The sequence below is a fragment of the Runella sp. R5_40 genome (assembly GCF_057652295.1).
Map to the genome: position 1 here is coordinate 59903 of NZ_JBYFCH010000010.1, position 17861 is coordinate 77763.

The following is a 17861-nucleotide window of genomic DNA, read 5'->3' on the forward strand; positions in this document are numbered from 1 at the left end:
AAATTTCCAAAATGAACATCAATAAAAACCTGTGCGAAAAACTGTATTTGGAAGTAAAAGCCAAGCTTCAAAACGAGTTTATACAGCGAGGTATGACCTACCGTGGTTCTGAAACTTCCATTTGGAAATTGGTCAACCCAAGCACCGACAAGACTTATTTTCAAACGATTTTGGAAGAACATACGCAGTTATCGTTTTCTACCACTTTCAATACCATGTATCTGTGGCGAAAAAGAAACGAGGTACAAAGTCGCGAAGTGGTTAATTTTCAGGAGGATTACTTAGAGTTGTTTACCAAATTTCTGGGGTATCCCAACCCACAATCGTACATAAGCGAGTTTTCACTGACGTTGCACAACTATTTTGGTATTAAAAACGAAGGAAAAATTGTGGTTGTTCAACCCATTTTTGACGCCAATAAAGACGTACCACCGCCCGATATGCAAGGAAAATTTCCGCGTGCCAACGAGCAAACCGTCGATTCGCGGGACACGGAATGTTTGTTGGAGCTAATTCAATTGTTTCACAGCTATCATCAAATCCTTCCACAACGCGTCTATGACCAAGAATTAATTACCCACAAAGGCGACAAATACGAATTTAACGAAACGATTTTAAACCTAAATAAAACAAATTGTATCTTCTCGATTGGCTTCTATTCCAATTACTTTTTCCGCTGGGTATTGGCAAATTACGCCTATCCTTACCTCGAATTTGATGATAAAAACATTCGCTTTCGGATAAAGTATTTTCATACTATTTTAGAACAGACCGTTTGGAGTGATTTTTACCAAGGAAGCGACAATTTTGATGTAGGTTTTATTTGCAAACTCCCCATTCAGTTTGGAACAAGCACCGTTCCTTGTTATTTCTTCTGTGGACTCGAAAATAAAGCGACCCTCGCCATGACCATGTACCTGTGCCAAAGTTGGAAAAACCTCTCACAAAAACACGATACTGAGCGCGACTTACCAATTGGAGATGCACCGTTTGTGATGGTGATGCGCGTCAATCGGAGTAATTTGAAGGAAATTTATTGTGAAAAAGTAGTGGTATTGGACTTTGGTTAAATGTTATTCGTAATAATACACCCGAAGATAAGCCATGTCTCGCAAAAAATCGAGTTTTTCTACCTCTACCCGAATGATTCGCAAGCCCGTTCGCTCTTGCAAATCTTCAATCAGCGCTTGTCGGTGACACTTGGCCGTCAACGAGATTTTATCGTACATAATCTCTTTCATCGATTGGCGACGGTACAAGAAATTGCTTTCAAGAATAAACGTCAACAACAACAACAGCGTCGTTATGATGGCCGTAATACCTGCTGAATTGGTCGAAATGCCGTGAATTAGCCCTAAGGCAATGACCAAAAACAGGTACGTCATATTCCGAGTCGAAATACCCTCCGTTCGATACCTTAGCATCGAAAACACCGCAAACAACCCAAAAGCCGCCCCCATCGATACCTCCACCTTGTTCAGCAAATACGTAACCGAAAAGATAATAAGGTTGAAAATGAGAAAAGTAAAGACAAACTCAGTGTTGCGATAGATTGGAAAATAAATCAAACGTAGCAAAATGGCCATGCTCATCAAATCAAGGCCAAGTTGAAAAAACAGTTCGTATGGTAAATCGTTCGACATAATGAGTTAGGTATCCGTGGTGTTTCAATATTCGTTTAATCGATGGATTTTTGAGTACATGGGTTTAAAAAGATTTGCCTTTATGCCTGGTTCAACGCTCATCAAACCCAAGCAATATTTGCTCAATCCCCCTTCTCGAATGCCCAAATCCCTCATCAACAGGGTAAAAGGACTTTGAAAATACGTACGCTGCTTCGCTTCTGCCACCACAATATGCGGGTAAATTCCAGATTGGTCTTGCCAACGAAACCACATATTGAGGTCAAACGTGACGCGCTCAGGGCAGGTTTTATTCACCAGCGTAAATCGGTGATAATACACCCAAACCGTTGGTTCTAGGGTCATTGCTGAAAATTCGCCCGCTACATTATCCAAAAAATCTGTACTGGTTGGGCACAAATCCAGGGACAACTCTTCGATGGCAATCCGTTTTTTTATGGTTCGTCGCTTATTGTCCTTTAATTTTACTTCCAAAAACTGTGCGTCGGTGTCAACATATCGCCTAGCTCGCACTTTGTATCGATTGAGCTTTCCGTGCAAATGCTGGTGGTAGAACAAGCGTTCGGGTGTGTCAAAATAAAGGGTATCGTAACGAAAAACCGTTTTGGAACTCATCCGCAAAACGTGGTAATAGGGTTGCAATTGTGCTAGTACATCGCCCAAATCATCTTTACGAAACATGTATTTAAAGTCGATACGGTTCATCAAACGCGTTGATTCCATATCGTTGAGCGAAATCTTAGAAAATGAATCAAGAAAACGTTCAATCATACATTTAATAGTAAATCAATCGGGTTGTGAGCAAACCTCTACACAATAGCCTAGTACATTATAAAACCAAAAAGGGTACAATCAAAGACCGTACCCTTTTTGGTTTTTTCACTATATATTTTTCAAGAAAATTGCGTTTCCGCTAAGATTCAAGCGATTAGTTAATCACTTCTTCCTCTTTTTTCTTCACCGTAATCACGAGATTATCGCTTCCATCTTCATGGTCAGCCAATAATGTGTCTCCTTCGCGAAGATCGCCCTTGAGAATTTCTTCCGCAACGGGGTCTTCAAGGTATTTTTGGATGGCACGATTGAGCGGACGCGCACCGTACTGTTGGTCATATCCTTTTTCTGACAAAAAGTCTTTTGCTTTCTCAGTCAACTCAACTTTATATCCCAAAGTAGTGATACGATTGAAAAGTTTACCCAACGAGATGTCGATGATGCGATGAATGTCTTCGCGTTGAAGCGTATTAAACACAATCACATCGTCCAAACGGTTCAAAAACTCGGGAGAAAATGCTTTTCTCAAAGCATTCTGAATCGTGGTTTTCATCATATCGTCTTGGTTTTCGGTTTTTGCTTTGGTAGCAAACCCAATACCCGAGCCGAAGTCTTTCAAATCACGTACCCCAATGTTTGACGTCATAATAATAATCGTATTGCGGAAATCCACACGACGACCCAAACCATCCGTCAAAATACCATCGTCGAGTACTTGGAGTAAGAGGTTAAACACATCAGGGTGTGCTTTCTCAATTTCGTCCAACAATACGACGCTGTAAGGCTTACGGCGAATTTTCTCCGTCAACTGTCCACCTTCTTCGTACCCAACGTAGCCTGGAGGCGCTCCGATGAGGCGAGATACGCTGAATTTCTCCATGTATTCGCTCATATCAATGCGCACCAACGAATCGTCTTTATCGAAAAGGTAAGTCGAAAGTACTTTGGCCAATTCCGTTTTTCCTACTCCCGTTGGGCCTAAGAAAATAAACGAACCAATTGGCTTTTTAGGGTCTTTCAAACCTACTCGGGTACGCTGAATGGCTTTAGTCAATTTTTCGATGGGGCTATTTTGACCAATCACTTTCGCTTTGAGTTCGTCGGCCATTCCCAACAACTTCTGACCTTCGTTTTGAGCCACGCGGTTTACTGGAATTCCCGTCATCATCGCTACTACTTCCGCCACGTTATCGTCCGTTACGGTATAGCGACGCTTTTTGGTTTCCTCTTCCCACGCAATCTTCGCACGATCGAGTTGGTCAAGAAGCTTCTTCTCGCGGTCGCGGAGTTGCGCAGCTTCTTCGTACTTCTGGCTTTTCACGACGAGGTTTTTCTGTTTCTTCACCTCCTCGATTTGTTGTTCCAACACCACAATGTCTTCTGGTACGGTGATGTTGCTGATGTGTACGCGCGCACCTACCTCGTCCAATACGTCGATGGCTTTATCGGGCAAGAAACGGTCGGTAATGTATCGTTCCGACAATTTCACCGCTTGCGCTATGGCCTCGTCGGTATAGTTTACGTGGTGGTGATCTTCGTACTTATCTTTGATATTATTGAGGATTTCAATCGTTTCCTCTACGCTTGGCGCGTCCACCATCACAATTTGGAAACGACGGGCCAAAGCGCCGTCTTTCTCAATGTATTGACGGTATTCGTCGAGCGTGGTAGCACCAATACATTGGATGTCGCCCCGAGCTAACGCTGGCTTGAACATATTGGAAGCATCCAATGAACCCGATGCCCCCCCTGCGCCTACAATGGTATGCAACTCGTCGATGAACAAAATCACTTCGGGCGATTTTTCTAATTCGTTCATCACGGCTTTCATACGCTCTTCAAACTGGCCACGGTATTTGGTACCTGCCACGAGCGAAGCAAGGTCAAGCGTCACAACGCGTTTGCCAAACAGCACACGCGATACTTTCTTTTGTACAATTCTAAGTGCCAAACCTTCGGCAATCGCCGTTTTACCAACGCCAGGTTCTCCAATGAGAACTGGGTTGTTTTTCTTACGGCGGCTAAGTACTTGGGCTACACGTTCGATTTCTTTTTCACGGCCTACAATCGGGTCTAACTTACCCAATTCGGCCATCTTCGTAAGGTCACGGCCGAAATTGTCTAATACTGGTGTACGCGACTTTTCGGCACTTTTGGGGTCTTTTCCTTGCTGCGAACCGCCGCTGAACATGCTCCGTTCATCGTCGTCCTCAGTATCGGGACCCGCGTGGGGTTTGGTGCCTGATGATTGATACTCTAACATTTCCTTAACGATTTCGTAGTTAACATTAAACTTGGCTAAAATCTGCGAGGCCAAATTATCTGGGTCACGCAGAATGGACAGGAGTAGGTGCTCCGTGCCAATGAGTGGGCTTTTAAAAATTTTTGCTTCTAAGTAGGTTATTTTCAACACCTTCTCCGACTGGCGGGTCAAAGGAATGTTGGCCAAGTTTTTGATATTGTTGGTCGCGGTTCCTTTGGTAACTTGCTCAATTGTCACGCGCAATTCGTCCAACGAAACGCCCAGTTTTTTTAACAGGGCCAATGCCACGCCCTCACCCTCTCTGATCATCCCCAAAACGAGATGCTCTGTACCGATATAATCATGTCCCAAACGGAGGGCTTCCTCACGGCTGAATCCGATGACTTCTTTTACGCGATTTGAAAATTTTGCTTCCATTCGTTGGAGTTAAGCTGTTGTGAAACGTAAGGTAGGTTAGTTTTTTTAGAAAAAAAAACGTAATCGACGACGTAATTCATTAAATTCCCCTTTTTTTCTTTTGTTTCCTCCTTTTTTTAACAGAAAATAGGTGTCCAAATTATATACAAAAATAGTGTGTTTTTCATTCCACCATTACCGACTGTTTCAGCAAACGCGTTGCATCTGCTCCTTGGCACATCAGCAAGTCAAGAATACTCAAATTAGGAACAAACTCAGTTCCGAAATTTTGTTGATAAACAACGGGTTTACTGAAAATGTTGTGCCCCGATGGATTTTTGGGGGAAATCTGTGACAGTGCGTCAAAATGCCCCTCAGGAAGACTCGTTTCAAACACCTCTGTCAGCCGTATTGTCGGTTTTTGCCGTAGTAATTTCAGACAGATTGTCAGCAACTCCCAATTAAGGTCAAACAAAAAATTAGGCTTTTTGAGATACACTCGTTCAAAATCGCTTCCAAAATATTCAAAATAGGGTGCTTTCCCATAGGCCGCCACAATTGCCCCCCAATGCCGCCGTACCCAACCTTGCGAATAATCAATTTTCACTTCACGAATCGGCATTTTGGGCGCTGAATGAATCACGGGAACAATGAGCGTATCAACACCGTTAGCGGCCAAAATGTGACACCGATTTCGGTAAGTTTGTTTCACAAAATGCTCCTGAGCTTCCAACGACACTTCACCGTATTTCAATAAACAGGCAAAATAATCGAGACTCGGTAAATATTGTAACTCTATTCGTACTGACAATGCTTTTACTTAAATAAATGTGATTATGTAAGTAAAGCAATTTGAGTAATATTATCAAAAAAATCACAAAAAAATTTACAAAAAGCCCTTAAACGGGCACAGTAAGTAAGGAAAGTACAAATTTTCTGTATTTGATTACGTAGTAAAGCTTTTTACATTTGTGCTAATCAAACAAGTTTCCACCTTATATTATTGGCCATGAGATTTTTGAGTTGGATGGGGTATTTACCTCTGTCGGTGCTGTATCTATTGTCAGATTTTGTGTATTTTCTGCTTTATTATGTTGTCGGTTACCGCAAAAAACTCGTTTTCAAGCATCTTCAACACGCATTTCCTGAAAAATCGTCGCAGGAAATCAAGCAAATTGCCCGAAAATTTTACCAACATTTAGCCGATATTTTCGTAGAAACGCTCAAACTTCCTCACCTTTCCGCAACTGAAATACAACAGCGAGTAGAAGTTCAAAACATTGAGCTATTACAGGGTTTTATTGCTAAAAATCAGCCTTTTTTATCGTTTGGAGCGCATACGGCCAACTGGGAATGGGTTCCCGCAAGTTTGACAACGCGCGGAATTCCTGTAGATGCCGTTTATAAAACGTTGACCAATGAAAAATCTGATAAATTTATGCAGTCTTTACGCGCATCGTTTGGGGTTCACCTGATTCCGATGCCACGGTTGATGCGCGAAATTGTTACCAGAAAACACCTACCAAGGCTCATTGGACTTGTAGCGGACCAATCGCCCCACTCTCCTGAACACGCACATTGGTTTTCGTTTTTGCATCAAGATACCGCTTTTTTCCCTGGAACAGAAAAAATCGCACGGGCGACCGAAATGCCCATCGTTTTTGCGGATATTTATCGAAAACGACGCGGTTATTATGCGGTTTCTTTTCAGCTTATTGGCCTGCCGCCCTATCAGTCGCTTTCGGAGGGAAGTATTACGGAAATGTATAAGAGTAAATTAGAAGAAAGTATTCGCCAACATCCGTCGGATTGGCTCTGGTCGCACAATCGCTGGAAACACAAACGAAAATAAAACCCTTCCAAGTTTACATTCGTTACAAGTTAACCGTTCCGTGAAGAGGGTTGCTCACAACCCGCAAAAAACCCTTCCAAGTTTACGTATTCGCAGAAATCGAAACTTGGAAGGGTTTCCGTGAAAAGGGTTGCTTACAACCTGTACAAAAAACCCTTCCAAGTTTTTTATTCGCAGAAACCGAAACTTGGAAGGGTTATAAATTAAAGCATACCAAAGTTGTTCAAATAATCCGTTACCGAGTTACGAATCACTTGATGCGCTTCTTCTCGACCATATACATTGGCGATTTCGCAAGTCATTGGTTCGCCTGGCAAGTTTTTGTAAGTCAAGAAGTAGTGTTGAAGACGGTTAACTACGCTACGAGGAAGCTCGCTAATGTCGCGGTATTTGCTGTAGAGCAAATCATCTTTCAACACCGCAATGATTTTATCATCAGCTTCACCTTTGTCAATCAAACGCAAGCCACCAATAGGAATCGCTTGGCAAATGATGTCACCGTGAGGGATGTTGCTTTCGCTTAACACACAAATATCCAACGGGTCGCCGTCGCCTTCTTTGATGTCATTACGTCCCGACTGCTGACGGGCATATTCAGCAATAGTATCGCCGCAGTAGGTTTTTGGAACAAAACCATAAAGGGCAGGAACGATGTTAGAATATTTTTGCGGGCGGTCAATTTTCAGATAACCCGTTGTTTTGTCGATTTCGTACTTAACCGTATCCGTAGGTACAATTTCAATAAAGGCCGTTAAAGTTTCTGGGGCATTTTCACCGATGGGAATACCATGCCAAGGGTGAGACTTATAAACGCTTTTCAAGTTTATTATTATTTTTGGTTAGTGACGATTCTCTCATTATCAATAGCAAATGTAATCAACCCTTGGCAATGGTTTTGAGTTTTTAATAAAAATGTAGATTTTGCAACATAGAATCACCGAAAAACCACTTTTCATCAAACCTACGAACCAATCCAATGTCTGAAATCAAAGTACCAACCATGGCCGAAATGGCCGCAAGTGGAGAAACCCCCGAAGTACTTTTCTGGGTAGGCTGTGCGGGGTCATTTGATGACCGTTATAAAAAAGTGACAGTCGCATTTGTCAAAATTTTAAATGCCGTTGGGGTAAAATTTGCCGTTTTGGGTACTGAAGAAGGCTGCACAGGCGACCCTGCACGACGGGCGGGCAACGAGTTCACCTTTCAGATGCAAGCCATGGCCAATATTCAAGTACTCGATATGTACGGCGTAAAAAAAATAGTGACGGCTTGTCCACACTGTTTCAATACCCTCAAAAACGAATACCCTGCCCTCGGCGGAACGTACGAAGTTATTCACCATTCGGAGTTTTTGCAACAGCTTATCAACGCGGGCAAAATAAAAATTGAAGGTGGAGGAACATTTAAAGGAAAAAAAATCACATTCCACGACTCCTGTTATTTGGGCCGTGCCAACGACATCTACGAAGCTCCACGGGCGGTTATTGAAGCATTGGATGCCGATTTGGTGGAAATGAAACGTGCGAAAGTAAAGGGACTTTGTTGCGGAGCAGGCGGTGCTCAAATGTTTAAAGAACCCGAAAAAGGTAAAAAAGACATCAACATCGAGCGCATCGAAGAAGCCCTTGCCACGGGTGCCGAAACCATCGCCGTGGGTTGCCCCTTCTGCATGGTAATGATGACCGACGGCGTCAAAAACAAAGAAAAAGAAGAGTCAGTGAAGGTTTTTGATTTGGCAGAATTGGTAGCGCAATCGATGTAATACCCATAAAAACGGAACTCAAAAAACCACAAAAAACGTTATTTTGAGTGTCGAAGAAAACTCACATATAAACGCCAATTGTCATGTACATACCATTTCACGATATTGCTTTTGAAGCTCGCGTCTGGATTTATCAGGCCAATCGAAACCTGACTGACGACGAAGTAGGAACCCTTACCGAAACCCTCAAGGCCGCGTTGGAAGGTTGGGAAGCCCACGGCGAAGCCCTTACGGCTTCGGGGAAAATATTCCACCATCGGTTTGTGGTGATTGCGGTGGATGAAAGTGAAACTTTGCCGAGTGGTTGCTCTATCGACAAGTCAACGCGCTGGCTGCAAGAAATTGGTCCTCGTTTAAATGTCGATTTTTTTGATCGCTCTTTGGCTTACCTTGATGCGCAAGGGAATATCCAAACCGTTCCTGTCTCCGCCATCAAAAATGCCGTTTTAAACGAAGAAATCGAACCCAATACAACCGTGTTTGACAATACCGTAGCGACCAAAGCCCAATGGATGAGCCGCTGGAAAACCCGCGCCGACCATACCTGGCTCAAACGCTATTTTAAGGAACAAACAGCGTAAGAGTCGTAATGAAATCAGCCAAGACATTAGCCTCAAATCAATCCTGATGTCTTGGCCATAACAACGCAGTAGAGAATCAAGAATAATGCGCCCTCCCAGGTAGATATGCGCTTATCCTGTGCCAATAAATAAAAAAAAGCGGATGCTGCCAACAGCATAGGTAAGCCCAACGTAAGTACTTGTCCAGTAGCTGTCAAATCTCCACCAAAGCTTACCAAGCCAGGAATAACAAGTATATTGAAGATACACGATCCCATTACATTACCAATGGCTAACGCAGCTTTTCCTTTCTTCACCGAAAAATAATTTACGGCCAACTCTGGTAGCGTCGTTCCAAACGAAAGTACGGTCAATGCAATAATTGAAGAGGGGATTGCCAAAATTTCAGCCACTTTAGTAATACTCATCACGGTATAATCCGCACCAACATAAATTCCTACCCCTGATGCCAGCAGCATCAACCCTACTTTGGTCCACGAATACGATTCCGTCGAAGCCTCCTCCTCTTCTTCTTCATTCCCTGCTTTTAGCAAATACATACTATATACCAAAAAGATAAGTATAAGAAAGATACCCTCTTTCCAAGTCAACACACCTTCTTGAAAAAACAAGAAGAAAACCAAAGCCGCTCCCAAAAGATAATGTAAATCGATCATCATGTAGCGTTTGCCTAGCTCAATGGTTCGACGATTGAGCAAAGCCGTAGTACCTACAATCAAGAACAAATTTGAAATATTAGAACCAATTAGATTACCAGCTACAATCTCAGCATGACCTGATGAAACAGATAAAAATCCTGTTACAAGTTCGGGCAATGAGGTACCAATACCTACAATAAAAATACCTGTAACAAATGCTGGAAGTTTGAGCAGTTGTCCAGCAGCTTCAGCAGCAGTAGTAAAAAAACGGGCTGCTACAAGTAGCACTGCCAAGCTTGCAATAAAGACAAGAATCCAATTAATAAGCATGTGTTGAAGCATTTAGGAAGTTGCAAAATCGGCCTTTTTCCTTAAAATAGCCAATAATTAACAACTTTTTAAGATTTATGTACTTATTTTGAATACGAACTAACAACTAGCTTGTATGATTACGACCATTATTGCAATTTTTATTATCGGTTACATTTTCATTACCATTGAGCATAGTATTCACATCAATAAAACCGCAACCGCCCTTCTCACTGGCGTGATTTGTTGGTCTTTGTATGCATTTGGCTCGGTTGATTCACACCAGGTTGGAGAAGAGTTATCACACCATTTAGCAAGCATCGCCGAGATTGCTTTTTTCCTACTTGGTGCCATGACAATTGTTGAACTTATCGATGCCCATCAAGGTTTTGGAGTCATCACAGAACGCATTCATACCAAAGACACCCGAACCCTCCTTTGGATTATCAGCATTCTTACTTTTTTTCTATCGGCCGTACTCGACAACCTCACTACGGCTATTGTAATGGTATCATTGTTGCGAAAAATCATTCGTGATACCGATATGCGCCGCTTTTTTGCGGGAATTGTCATCATCGCTGCCAACGCAGGCGGTGCATGGTCACCGTTGGGCGACGTAACAACAACCATGCTTTGGATTGGCGGACAAGTATCTGCCGTCAATATCATGAAAATGTTGATTCTTCCAAGCTTGGTTTCTTTGATTGTACCGCTGGTTTATCTTTCGTTTCGCCTTAAAGGTTCGCTTGAGCCGCCTAAACCCCGTAAAAAAGACATCGACGACACAATTACTACTTTTGAGCGAAATACTATGTTTTTTACGGGTATAGGTATGTTGCTTTTTGTACCCATTTTTAAAACGGTGACCCATTTGCCCCCTTACATGGGCGTTTTACTGGCGCTCGGAACGGTATGGGTTGTTTCCGAAGTACTTCACTCCAAAAAAGACGAAGAAGACCGCAAACCTTTTACGGCGGCCCATGCGTTGAGCAAAATTGATACCAGTAGTATTTTGTTTTTCATGGGAATTTTGTTGGCTATAGGCGTCCTTGAAGCAACGCACACGCTTTCTGGTTTAGCTGCTTGGATGAACGATACCATCGGGAATTTGGACGCCATCGTATTTATTATCGGGATTGCCTCCGCTGTCATCGACAATGTACCATTAGTAGCAGCTTCTATGGGCATGTACGATTTGGCTACCTATCCTCAAGACCATCGAATTTGGGAGTTTTTGGCTTACTGTGCCGGTACAGGTGGCAGCATGCTAATTATTGGTTCAGCAGCTGGGGTAGCAGTGATGGGCATGGAAAATATCAGTTTCTTTTGGTATCTCAAACGCATCAGTCTATTGGCACTTCTTGGCTACGTAGCGGGAGCACTGGTCTTTATTATGATGTAATTCATTGATTTTAAAATCAAAAACGGCCACAAGGAACAAGTCCAAGTGGCCGTTTTTGTATCCACTAGCTTCCAACTATTTTGTAGTATAGTTTGGTGCTTCCTTCGCAATGTGAATATCGTGAGGGTGGCTTTCCTTCATCCCCGCTGCACTGATACGAACAAATTTCGCTTTTTGGAGGGTTTGAATATCGGCTGCACCGCAATAGCCCATTCCAGCTTTCAAACCACCTACCAATTGGTAAATGATTTCGGCTACTTTTCCTTTGTACGGAACGCGGCCGACGATTCCTTCGGGCACAAGTTTCTTGATGTCGTCTTCCGCATCTTGGAAATAGCGGTCTTTCGAGCCATCTTCCATTGCTTCCACCGAACCCATTCCACGGTATGATTTAAAGCGACGTCCTTCGTAAAGAATTTCTTCCCCTGGTGCTTCTTCCGTTCCTGCTAACAACGAGCCAATCATGACGGTGTTTGCACCCGCAGCAATTGCTTTTACAATATCACCCGAATAGCGAATACCACCGTCGGCTATCACTGGAACTCCTGTACCTTCAATGGCTTTGGCTGCTTCGTAAACAGCCGTCAACTGTGGCATCCCGATTCCCGCAATGATACGCGTCGTACAGATACTTCCAGGACCAACGCCTACTTTTACCCCATCAGCACCCGCTGCGGCCAATGCCTGAGCAGCTTCGCCAGTCGCAATATTTCCAACCAATACATCCAAATTAGGAAATTGGCTTTTCACGCCTTTCAACGCTTCAATGACACCCAATGAATGACCGTGGGCAGTGTCGATACTTACCACGTCCACGCCCGCTTTAAGGAGTGCTTCAACGCGACGAATCAAATCGGGCGTTACACCTACTGCCGCTCCAACCCGAAGGCGTCCAAGACTGTCTTTGCAGGCATTTGGGCGGTCTTTACGTTTAATGATGTCACGATACGTAACCAAACCTACCAATTTATGGTGTTTGTCAACGATAGGCAATTTTTCAATCTTAAACTCTTGCAAAATACTTTCAGCTTCTTCGAGCGTGATACCTTCTCTTGCCGTGATAAGATTGTCTTTGGTCATCACTCCTACTACACCTCTTGTCAAGTCCTTTTGGAAACGCAAATCGCGGTTGGTGATGATACCAATCAATTTACTGTCTTTATCAACCACAGGAATCCCCCCGATTTTGAACTCCGACATGATACGATGCGCATCACGCAAGGTAGCGTCTTCGTTCAATGTAATAGGGTCAACAATCATCCCACTTTCGGAGCGTTTTACTTTACGTACTTGCGCAGCTTGGGCTTCAACAGTCATGTTTTTATGGATAATCCCGATTCCTCCCTCTTGCGCCATGGCAATGGCCAATTGGTATTCAGTAACGGTATCCATAGCAGCAGATAACAGTGGAACATTCAATCGAATATTTCGAGTGAGTTGTGTTTGCGTGGTTGTGTCACGCGGGAGCACTTCGGAATAAGCAGGGACGAGCAGAACGTCGTCGTACGTGAGGGCCTCGTAGAGGAATTTGGATGTGTCTGAGAGCATAGCAAATAAACGATTCCTTATTTGCCGCGTAAAATTAGTAGAAATTTCGGTGAATTGAAAATCTATACCAAAATTAACAGAAAAATAATGCGACTGGAAAATGTGTTTTACTCCTCGGCTGGCACTGTTTAGCTCAATTACACGTACGTAATTCTGCCACAAAAGTGGTGGTAGCAGCCGTCGTGGTAGCAGCCGTTGAAAAACCTGGATTTAAGGTAATCGATTGTGTTGTGTGGTACCTCGTAGTCCCTTCAAGAAGCAGGGCAGCGCTTTCAATTTTCTTGGTTGCGACGTACGTATCTGCTGCCAAATTTCCAGTGGCATGGGTCAAATTTTCTTGGCATACGGGCGGAGTAGGGACTTGCACTCCCTCACGATTTGTCACTACAATAGTGCCTAAATCATTAGGAAGGCACTTTATTTTATCTGTATCAATGGTAAGTCTAAACAAATATTCAACGTGGATAGTCGGCAAACAAGTCAATTGATTAGAAGAAAGATTCAACAATATCCCTACCCTAGGCAAATTGGTTAAAAAAGAGATTTGGTTATTACTACAGTCCAATTCTCTTATGGTATCGGGCAACCGAGACAATGATTTTAATTGATTATTAGCGCATTTCAGCGTAAACAATTGAGATAGTTTAGGTAGCTGTTTCAGTTGGTTATTATTGCAGGTTAAAAATCTTAAATAGGGAATATAATCCATTTGAGGCAAGTGTGTAATTTGATTTCTACTACAGTCAATCAAATCTAGTGTAGCAGGAAGATTTTCAGGCAATGCCTTTAACTTGTTATTACCACATATTAAACGTATTAATGAAGTAGGCAAAGTTGGTATGGTCTCTAATTCATTTCCTGCACAAAAAAGTAGTTGCAGCGATTCAGGAAGCTTTGGGAGTTGCGTAATTTTATTGTTGCTACAAAATAGCCATTCTAATGTAGTTGGCAATTCAGGTAGGCTAGTTAATTGATTTGCGTTGCAAATTAATTGTTCCAATCCAGCAAATCCCTCTAACCCAGCCAAACTGCGAATATTTTTCTCTGAAACATTTAAAATTTTCAAATTTGCCGCAGCTGGCAAAAGTTTATTTGTGCTGTCAATACAATCAGGGCAAACAATACGTATTGCTTGGGCGAAATTGGAGTCTGGGACTATTTGTGCTTCGCTTTTTGAAACAGGTATAAATAGTCCCAGAAAAAGGAGGAATACAAAATGTAATCTCATAACGTTCAATTTGTTACACCATTCCCCAAAGTTTAGATTTCTCTACTTACACGTGCGCACCTCTACCAAAAATGTAGTCGCATTCGAAGCCACAAAACCTGGTTTTAAAGTGATGGATTGGGTAGCAAAATAATTTGTTTTACCCGACGAGAGTGTAGCTGTACTTTCTATTTTTTCTTTTGCTACATACGAGTTTGCCGCTACTGATCCAGTTGGATGATTAATGTTAGTTGGGCAAACAGGCGGAGTTGGAATTGGAATACTCAAAGCATTAAATACAATAATACTGGCAGGTATGTTTGGTAAACAAGTAATCTTATCCGCATCTATGTATAAATACATTGAGCCATTTTTCAACTCTGGAAGGCAGGTAAGTAAGTTGTTCTGAATATTCAAAAAGTACAAGCTTTCGGGCAAAGCTGGCAAACTTAACAAACGATTATTTTTAATATAAACGACTGACAATGACGCAGGAAAAGGCGGCAAATTAGACATTTGATTATTTTCAGCCACCAAAGTATTGAGACTTGTCGGCAATGTAGGAAGTGTCGTAAGTGCGTTAAATCCACAATCAATCTCTTTTAAGCCCGCAGGCAAAGCAGGCAGGGCTGTGAGTTGATTTTTGGCACAGTTCAGCACCTGCGTCAAACTAGCAGGCAATTGGGGTAAGGATGTTAATAGGTTATCGGCACAATAAAATGTAGTCAAGACCGATGGTAACGTTGGAATAGCGGTCAGTTTGTTGGTTGAACAACTCAAATATTCAAGTGCCGATGGCAAGCTTGGCAATGATGTAAGTTCGTTGCCTGTGCAGCTAAAATACCGCAAACTTGCTGGAAGCGTTGGAAGCGATGTTAATTTGTTGCGATTCGCGTCCAAATAAATCATGGAAGATGGCAGGGCAGGTAAAACGGCGACCTCATTATTATTAAATGCCAATTGAGTCAGCGACCCAGGAAGCGATGGAAGTGCGGTTAATTTATTAAACTTACAACTCAGCATGACTAACCCCGAAGGTAAAGTCGGCAAGCTCGTCAAGTTATTCAAATCACAATAGAGCGAAACTAGTGTAGAAGGAAGCGGCGGCAAGGTGGTTAAGCTATTCGTAATACAAATCAACGTTTCTAGCGAAGTAAAACCCTGAATTCCTTCTAAGTTTTTGATGCCTTTGCTAGATACATCTAGCCCTTTCATGTCTGCTGCGGGTGGCAACAATTTATTATCACTGCCAATACACGTTGGACAAGCACTTCGTATAGCATTTGCGAAATTGGTATCTGGAACTGCAATTTGTGCGTATGCACAAGCACCCACCATCCAAAACAGAAGAAAAAGTTTACCAAAAGTTGGCCGAATTAATTTTTCTGAAAATGTACAAAGCTGTTTCATAATTGTAAATAGAGTATCTAAGCCCCTCAAAATGCGATTGCATTGGCTAAGTTAATAGAAACCACCAAGAAAGCCTTCGTTTTTTTTTTTTTAATTACACTTTCGGATTTCTGCGGAAAAAGTAGTATTATTTACTGCCTGAAAACCAGGCTTTAACACGATCGACTGTGACGCATGGTAACTTGTAATTCCAGACGATATTGTTACGCCACTTTCCACGGTTTGCATCGCAACATAATTGCCACTAGGGATTGTACCAGACGAGTGAACTACTGAGGCTGGGCAAAGTGGTGGAGCTGGTACAGCAGTGTTATTTATATCATAAATTGTCAATCCACTGACCGTGTTTGGAGAACATTTAATCTTATCCATATCAAACCAAAGTTGAACCAAAGAAGATGGAAGCATTGGTAAACATGTAAGTGAATTTTCAAGGCAATTCAGGGCATTAAGTTTAGAAGGCAAACTTGGCAAAGTTATTAAATTATTTTTCCTACAAAACAACCCCGTTAAACTTGATGGCAGAACTGGAAGTTGGGTAATTTTATTGTTGTTACAAGCTAACACCAATAAATTACTAGGTAATGTAGGTATAGCTCTCAATCGATTATTGGAGCAAAAGAGGTTCGTTAAACGAGAAGGTAGTGGGGGCAATTCTTCTAGTTGATTATTTTCGCACCGTAACACACTTAAGCCCAATGGTAACTGGGGTAAACTCGTCAATGAATTATTGTCACAATTAAGTATAATTAGACCTCTTGGTAATGCTGGGAGGAATGTTAGTTGATTATTTAAACAATCCAAGTATTGAAGTGACGTAAACCACTCAATTCCTGTTAAGTCTTTAATTTTAAAGTTGCTTAAGTTTAAGTTTAGACTCGTGACTGTTTGAACGTAAGGTAAAAGTTTATTACAATCATCTATACATGTAGGACATTGGTATCTAATAGCTTGTGCAAAATTTTCATCAGGAATAAATCGATCACAAGCAGCTAGTGTTGTTATTAGCGTTCCTGAGGCATCATAGACTTTTAAGTTTGCATTTCCGTTAGGGATACAGCTTATTTTATCAGCATCTAATTGCAAGGTTGTCAAGGTTAATGGTAAAGATGGCAGACAAATAAGTTGATTTTTTGAACAGTTAAGACTTTTTAACGATTTAAAAGTGTTTATTCCTGTTAAATCAGTGATATTATGATTGGAAATGTTCAATGACGTTAACGTATCGACAACAGACTTCACTAATCTAAAACAAGCATCAAGACACGCTGGACACACATCTCGAATGGCAAGTGTAAAATTGGCGTCAGGTAATCCACAAACGGATAATGGTCTATTTAAATTAGTTTTATTCGGAAAACAAGTGATGCTGTTTCCTGAATACACAAAAGTCTGAAGCGAAGCAGGGATAAGTGGAAGGCACGTGATTTGGTTATTAGAACAATTTAAACTCTGTATGCTTTTGGGCAACTCTGGTAACGCAGTCAATAAATTATTGAAACAGTCTAAAACTTTTAGGCTAGTTGGTAATGTGGGTAAATTAACCAATTTATTTTTACTAACATTTATATAAGCCAGCCCACTCGGAAGAGCTGGGAGGCTTGTAAGTTGGTTATTGTTACAGTATAAATTAAAAATCGAACTTGGTAATGCGGGCAAGGTAGTCAGCTGATTACCTTCACAGTCTAAGTAAGTCAACTTCGGCGGCAAACTTGGTAATACCGTTAACAAATTTTCACCAAGATAAAGCGTTCGAAGATTAGTAAAGCCTTCAATTCCCGTCAAATCAGTAATGGCCTTCAAACGCATATCAAGCAAAGTTATATTCTGAGCAGGTGCCAACAGATTATCATTACTATCTATACAGGTGGGGCACGCTATTCGTATAGCAAATGCAAAATTATCGTCAGGAATGTTCTGAGAACGTAATCCATTTGATAAACCTAAGAATAGAAAAAATACGTACCAAAGACGTTTACAACAAGCTTGAAGAGATAACATGATTGTTATTTTATGTGATTGATGTGGATAGAACATAACATTTTTGCCAACCAAAGCAAAAATCCCCGTACTTTT

The 17861-nt window shown here is 41.8% G+C and carries 15 protein-coding genes; 5 read left to right on the top strand and 10 right to left on the bottom strand.

Annotated features, from left to right (window positions below; translation table 11 throughout):
* Window positions 1-11 precede the first annotated feature (11 nt).
* Entirely contained in the window at window positions 12-1070 is a 1059-nt protein-coding gene (locus AC23N5_RS17995; protein ID WP_487756656.1) for a hypothetical protein, read from the top strand.
* 3 nt (window positions 1071-1073) lie between these two features.
* Here the strand turns inward: AC23N5_RS17995 and AC23N5_RS18000 are convergent, their stop codons facing one another.
* From AC23N5_RS18000 to AC23N5_RS18015, 4 genes are all read right to left on the bottom strand, one after another.
* Window positions 1074-1643 (bottom strand): DUF4956 domain-containing protein, encoded by a 570-nt coding sequence (locus tag AC23N5_RS18000; protein ID WP_183971705.1) that lies wholly within the window; start codon window positions 1641-1643, stop codon window positions 1074-1076.
* A 24-nt stretch (window positions 1644-1667) separates the two neighbouring features.
* A complete protein-coding gene (locus tag AC23N5_RS18005; RefSeq protein WP_487756657.1) occupies window positions 1668-2414 on the bottom strand; it encodes a polyphosphate polymerase domain-containing protein in 747 nt (248 codons plus the stop codon).
* Between the two features lie 157 nt (window positions 2415-2571).
* Window positions 2572-5097: an ATP-dependent Clp protease ATP-binding subunit gene (locus AC23N5_RS18010; protein WP_183971703.1), complete on the bottom strand. Its 2526-nt coding sequence runs from the start codon at window positions 5095-5097 to the stop codon at window positions 2572-2574.
* A gap of 163 nt (window positions 5098-5260) precedes the next feature.
* Window positions 5261-5887: a WbqC family protein gene (locus AC23N5_RS18015; protein WP_183971702.1), complete on the bottom strand. Its 627-nt coding sequence runs from the start codon at window positions 5885-5887 to the stop codon at window positions 5261-5263.
* A gap of 186 nt (window positions 5888-6073) precedes the next feature.
* Here AC23N5_RS18015 and AC23N5_RS18020 point away from each other — a divergent pair, with 186 nt between their 5' ends.
* On the top strand, window positions 6074-6928 hold the full coding sequence (locus AC23N5_RS18020; protein WP_487756740.1) for a lysophospholipid acyltransferase family protein: 855 nt from the start codon (window positions 6074-6076) through the stop codon (window positions 6926-6928).
* Window positions 6929-7131: 203 nt separating this feature from the next.
* Here the strand turns inward: AC23N5_RS18020 and AC23N5_RS18025 are convergent, their stop codons facing one another.
* Window positions 7132-7749, bottom strand: coding sequence for an inorganic pyrophosphatase (locus AC23N5_RS18025; RefSeq protein WP_028527154.1), 618 nt, complete (start codon window positions 7747-7749; stop codon window positions 7132-7134).
* Between the two features lie 155 nt (window positions 7750-7904).
* Between AC23N5_RS18025 and AC23N5_RS18030 the strand changes: the two genes are divergently transcribed.
* Both AC23N5_RS18030 and AC23N5_RS18035 read left to right on the top strand, forming a co-directional pair.
* Window positions 7905-8690, top strand: a complete 786-nt coding sequence (locus AC23N5_RS18030) for a (Fe-S)-binding protein (protein ID WP_183971700.1) — start codon at window positions 7905-7907, stop codon at window positions 8688-8690.
* An 83-nt stretch (window positions 8691-8773) separates the two neighbouring features.
* Entirely contained in the window at window positions 8774-9271 is a 498-nt protein-coding gene (locus AC23N5_RS18035; RefSeq protein WP_183971699.1) for a hypothetical protein, read from the top strand.
* Between the two features lie 32 nt (window positions 9272-9303).
* Here AC23N5_RS18035 and AC23N5_RS18040 read toward each other — a convergent pair whose 3' ends face one another.
* The gene (locus AC23N5_RS18040; RefSeq protein WP_487756658.1) at window positions 9304-10239 is read right to left on the bottom strand and encodes a sodium:calcium antiporter; all 936 of its coding nucleotides are present in this window, start codon (window positions 10237-10239) and stop codon (window positions 9304-9306) included.
* Between the two features lie 115 nt (window positions 10240-10354).
* On the opposite strand from AC23N5_RS18040, the gene nhaD reads away from it, so the two are divergent.
* On the top strand, window positions 10355-11620 hold the full coding sequence (gene nhaD / locus AC23N5_RS18045) for a sodium:proton antiporter NhaD (protein WP_487756659.1): 1266 nt from the start codon (window positions 10355-10357) through the stop codon (window positions 11618-11620).
* 75 nt (window positions 11621-11695) lie between these two features.
* Here the strand turns inward: nhaD and guaB are convergent, their stop codons facing one another.
* The 4 genes from guaB to AC23N5_RS18065 all read right to left on the bottom strand — a co-directional run bounded on the left by guaB (window position 11696) and on the right by AC23N5_RS18065 (window position 17786).
* Window positions 11696-13168 (bottom strand): IMP dehydrogenase, encoded by a 1473-nt coding sequence (gene guaB / locus AC23N5_RS18050; RefSeq protein ID WP_183971697.1) that lies wholly within the window; start codon window positions 13166-13168, stop codon window positions 11696-11698.
* Between the two features lie 133 nt (window positions 13169-13301).
* A complete protein-coding gene (locus AC23N5_RS18055) occupies window positions 13302-14396 on the bottom strand; it encodes a hypothetical protein (protein ID WP_487756660.1) in 1095 nt (364 codons plus the stop codon).
* 42 nt (window positions 14397-14438) lie between these two features.
* The gene (locus AC23N5_RS18060; protein ID WP_487756661.1) at window positions 14439-15785 is read right to left on the bottom strand and encodes a 3-coathanger stack domain-containing protein; all 1347 of its coding nucleotides are present in this window, start codon (window positions 15783-15785) and stop codon (window positions 14439-14441) included.
* Between the two features lie 90 nt (window positions 15786-15875).
* The gene (locus tag AC23N5_RS18065) at window positions 15876-17786 is read right to left on the bottom strand and encodes a leucine-rich repeat domain-containing protein (protein WP_487756662.1); all 1911 of its coding nucleotides are present in this window, start codon (window positions 17784-17786) and stop codon (window positions 15876-15878) included.
* Window positions 17787-17861: the final 75 nt, after the last annotated feature.

What these genes read in the sequence shown, in the direction of transcription:
- AC23N5_RS18040 (WP_487756658.1), bottom strand. Translation starts at nt 10,239, where the DNA reads ATGCTTATTAATTGGATTCTTGTCTTTATTGCAAGCTTGGCAGTGCTA.
- AC23N5_RS18035 (WP_183971699.1), top strand. Translation starts at nt 8,774, where the DNA reads ATGTACATACCATTTCACGATATTGCTTTTGAAGCTCGCGTCTGGATT.
- AC23N5_RS18030 (WP_183971700.1), top strand. Translation starts at nt 7,905, where the DNA reads ATGTCTGAAATCAAAGTACCAACCATGGCCGAAATGGCCGCAAGTGGA.
- AC23N5_RS18005 (WP_487756657.1), bottom strand. Translation starts at nt 2,414, where the DNA reads ATGATTGAACGTTTTCTTGATTCATTTTCTAAGATTTCGCTCAACGAT.
- AC23N5_RS18060 (WP_487756661.1), bottom strand. Translation starts at nt 15,785, where the DNA reads ATGAAACAGCTTTGTACATTTTCAGAAAAATTAATTCGGCCAACTTTT.
- guaB (WP_183971697.1), bottom strand. Translation starts at nt 13,168, where the DNA reads ATGCTCTCAGACACATCCAAATTCCTCTACGAGGCCCTCACGTACGAC.
- AC23N5_RS18055 (WP_487756660.1), bottom strand. Translation starts at nt 14,396, where the DNA reads ATGAGATTACATTTTGTATTCCTCCTTTTTCTGGGACTATTTATACCT.
- AC23N5_RS18000 (WP_183971705.1), bottom strand. Translation starts at nt 1,643, where the DNA reads ATGTCGAACGATTTACCATACGAACTGTTTTTTCAACTTGGCCTTGAT.
- AC23N5_RS18065 (WP_487756662.1), bottom strand. Translation starts at nt 17,786, where the DNA reads ATGTTATCTCTTCAAGCTTGTTGTAAACGTCTTTGGTACGTATTTTTT.
- AC23N5_RS18010 (WP_183971703.1), bottom strand. Translation starts at nt 5,097, where the DNA reads ATGGAAGCAAAATTTTCAAATCGCGTAAAAGAAGTCATCGGATTCAGC.
- nhaD (WP_487756659.1), top strand. Translation starts at nt 10,355, where the DNA reads ATGATTACGACCATTATTGCAATTTTTATTATCGGTTACATTTTCATT.
- AC23N5_RS17995 (WP_487756656.1), top strand. Translation starts at nt 12, where the DNA reads ATGAACATCAATAAAAACCTGTGCGAAAAACTGTATTTGGAAGTAAAA.